Source organism: Brasilonema sp. UFV-L1 (assembly GCF_012912105.1).
Lineage (GTDB): Bacteria > Cyanobacteriota > Cyanobacteriia > Cyanobacteriales > Nostocaceae > Brasilonema.
In genome coordinates this window covers 1-2,697 of the sequence record NZ_QMEA01000265.1, presented here as the reverse complement: position 1 = coordinate 2,697, position 2,697 = coordinate 1, and the positions used below count along the sequence as shown (strand labels likewise).

The window sequence follows — 2,697 nt, the reverse complement described above, 5'->3', positions numbered from 1 at the left end:
ATCTTAAGTTGTCACGACCGCACGTTGCCCATCTCCCCCAAAATTTTTCGCTCTCACCTCTAACCCTTTAGGGTAGAGAGGATGTCAGTGAGTGGCAATTAATCCGATGAGAATATGTCGAATCCAGAAAATTCGGAAGCGGTAAGAGTTTTGGAAGTTGCAGACGATCCGCGTCTTTCAAGAGAAGTGAAGGCATTTTTGCAGGTGCTAAATTCAGGAGATGCTCCGCCCTTGGAGACACTACCCCCGCTCGTAGCGCGTCAAGTACTAGTTGATGCACAGGCTGCCGTTAATGTTGACCTTTCAAGCATTGACGAGTCTGAAAAGATTATTACTGCTGACGGTTACCCGCTCGAACTCAATATCGTGCGACCTTCAGGTGTCAAAGGTACACTTCCTGTTTTCATATTTATTCATGGCGGTGGCTGGGTGCTGGGCGATTACCCAACGCACAAGCGCATGGTTCGGGATCTCGTCGTGCTATCAGGTTGTGCGGCTGTCTTTGTCAATTACACCCGAACTCCGGATGCTCAGTATCCGCAGGCAGTCAATGAGATCTATGCCGCTACCAAGTGGGTAGCCGACCACGGTGAGGAGATAGATGTTGACGGTAAAAATCTGGCGGTCGTTGGCAACAGTGTGGGTGGCAATATGACGGCGGTTACCACTTTGATGGCTAAAGCTAAAGGTGGTCCGCAGATTAAGTTGCAAATTCTGATGTGGCCGATAGTAGACGCTGATTTTACCACGGATTCTTATCAACAATTTGGTGAAAAACGTTTCCTGACCACATCTTTGATGAAGTGGATGTATGATTTGTATACGACTGATCCGGAAAAACGTCAAGAAATCTATGCCTCTCCCTTGCAGGCTACCATTGAGCAGTTGCAAGGATTGCCTCCGGCACTAATCCAGGTGGCAGAAAGTGATATCTTGCGTGATGAAGGCGAGGCGTATGGACGCAAGTTGAATGAAGCCGGGGTCAAAGTCACAACCGTGCGTTACAACGGCATGATTCATGACTTCGGACTGCTGAATGGTTTAGCCGAGGTGCCAGCAACACGTTCCCTGTTTGTCCAAGCCGCCGCTGAACTGAAAAAATATCTGCAATAGGAAACGGTAACAACCTTTTGTGTCATAGCCATTATTACCAGATTCTGAGGCTGATTGTAGCAAACTACTAGCGAGTTTTATTGATATTGAGACAGAGACAAAGACGAACATCCCACCGCTCCCAATTCTCCTTGTTAAACGGCGACTTCCACTTTAAAATCAAACTCAACTCCAAGTTCAGTCATGAGAAAATGAGTTGAGAGTTGAAGTAGGAAAATAATGAGTCCATTTGACTTAGTTATCTTTGATTGTGATGGTGTACTTGTAGATAGTGAACAAATCACTAACTCGGTTTTTGCGGCAATGCTTAGTGAAATCGGGTTGCCAGTCACCTTGGAATATATATCTAACACATTCGTCGGTCAACCTATGACAGCGTGTGTAGAAATTATCCAAGAGTCTCTTGGAAAACCTATTCCAGATAACTTTGTCACCGAATTTAGGCAACGCAACAAGAAGAGTTTATCAGAAAAATTAAAGCCAATTAAGGGTATACATGATGTTTTATCTCAAATAAAAACTTCTTATTGTGTAGCTTCAAATAGCACACGTGAGATGGTTCAAACAAAGCTAGATGTCACAGGGCTACTGCCGTATTTTGAGGAAAAAATATTCACTGTTGTAGATGTCGCACGGGGTAAACCACATCCAGATCTATTCTTATATGCAGCCGAGAAAATGAAAATTCATCCACAGCGATGTGTAGTAGTCGAAGATACTCCAATCGGCGTGCAAGCCGGATTTAGCGCTGGGATGAAAGTTTTTGGTTACACACAATACAGTAATCCACAAAAATTGCGAGCAGCAGGCGCATCAGTTGTTTTTAGTTCTATGAGACTACTGCCAAATTTACTTGAGAATTTGAAGATTTAAACTAACCAGCACTAAAAGTCCTTGCGCTTCTTGCTTCAATGAGCCTGCATCTGCCTATCTGTCAATTTGTAACTAAGCTAGCTTGAAACAAATTCAGAAAATCCCCAATTTTGATAATCCGGGTTTCTTCAAATGGGTTTAACTTCAGTAGCTGCTTGTCATTAGTAATCAGAAAGTCTGCTTTACAAGTTGCAGCTAGTTCCAAAAGCGTGGCAAAGGTCGATACTGAGTTTGGGATAAAAGTAAGTGTGGCTGGCAGCAATTTTTATACAAATTTGACTCATTAGGTCTTCATTGTACCGGGCACCAAGTATCTGGCGCATCTCTTCGCCGTAGAGCTTGGCTTTGATTTCGTTGAAGTGAGCAGAGGATAAGCACAGTTCGATGCGGGCTTGGCTTAAAACCGTCTCCCAAATTCTAGTGGCAGTTTTACCTTGCAAAGCTAAGCTGAAATAAAAAACTGAATCGAAAATAAGTTTGGTTCTGGTCAAGCCACCTAATTGACCAAAATGTACATTTACGTACATTCTTCTGTAGAATTGTACAACAGATTAATGCCACGATTTTCTAAGACTAAATTAAACCAAGAGCAGATGTACGTCACTGCTCAGGTTTTAGTATCTGAAAAAATCAATAATGGTAAACTAAAGACTTTAAGTGAGATAGCAGATAGGGTTGGGAAATTATAGCGGTTCTCGGTTGAGTCCAATA

Annotated in this window: 3 protein-coding genes; 2 read left to right on the top strand and 1 reads right to left on the bottom strand. The window is 43.0% G+C overall.

Going from position 1 to position 2,697, the window contains the following annotated elements; genetic code table 11:
- The first annotated feature begins 114 nt into the window (after nucleotides 1-114).
- Together DP117_RS33860 and DP117_RS33855 are read left to right on the top strand one after the other, a co-directional pair.
- The gene (locus DP117_RS33860; protein ID WP_169222531.1) at nucleotides 115-1,113 is read left to right on the top strand and encodes an alpha/beta hydrolase; all 999 of its coding nucleotides are present in this window, start codon (nucleotides 115-117) and stop codon (nucleotides 1,111-1,113) included.
- A 219-nt stretch (nucleotides 1,114-1,332) separates the two neighbouring features.
- Nucleotides 1,333-1,986 carry an HAD family phosphatase gene (locus DP117_RS33855; RefSeq protein ID WP_169222530.1) on the top strand — a complete coding sequence of 218 codons (654 nt, stop codon included), beginning with the start codon at nucleotides 1,333-1,335 and terminating at the stop codon, nucleotides 1,984-1,986.
- A gap of 182 nt (nucleotides 1,987-2,168) precedes the next feature.
- On the opposite strand, the gene DP117_RS33850 is transcribed toward DP117_RS33855, so the two are convergent.
- Nucleotides 2,169-2,513 (bottom strand): hypothetical protein, encoded by a 345-nt coding sequence (locus tag DP117_RS33850; RefSeq protein ID WP_169222529.1) that lies wholly within the window; start codon nucleotides 2,511-2,513, stop codon nucleotides 2,169-2,171.
- Nucleotides 2,514-2,697 lie beyond the last annotated feature (184 nt).

Excerpts from the sequence above, each read along its gene's own strand:
- DP117_RS33860 (WP_169222531.1), top strand. The coding sequence starts at position 115 with ATGTCGAATCCAGAAAATTCGGAAGCGGTAAGAGTTTTGGAAGTTGCA.
- DP117_RS33850 (WP_169222529.1), bottom strand. The coding sequence starts at position 2,513 with ATGTACGTAAATGTACATTTTGGTCAATTAGGTGGCTTGACCAGAACC.
- DP117_RS33855 (WP_169222530.1), top strand. The coding sequence starts at position 1,333 with ATGAGTCCATTTGACTTAGTTATCTTTGATTGTGATGGTGTACTTGTA.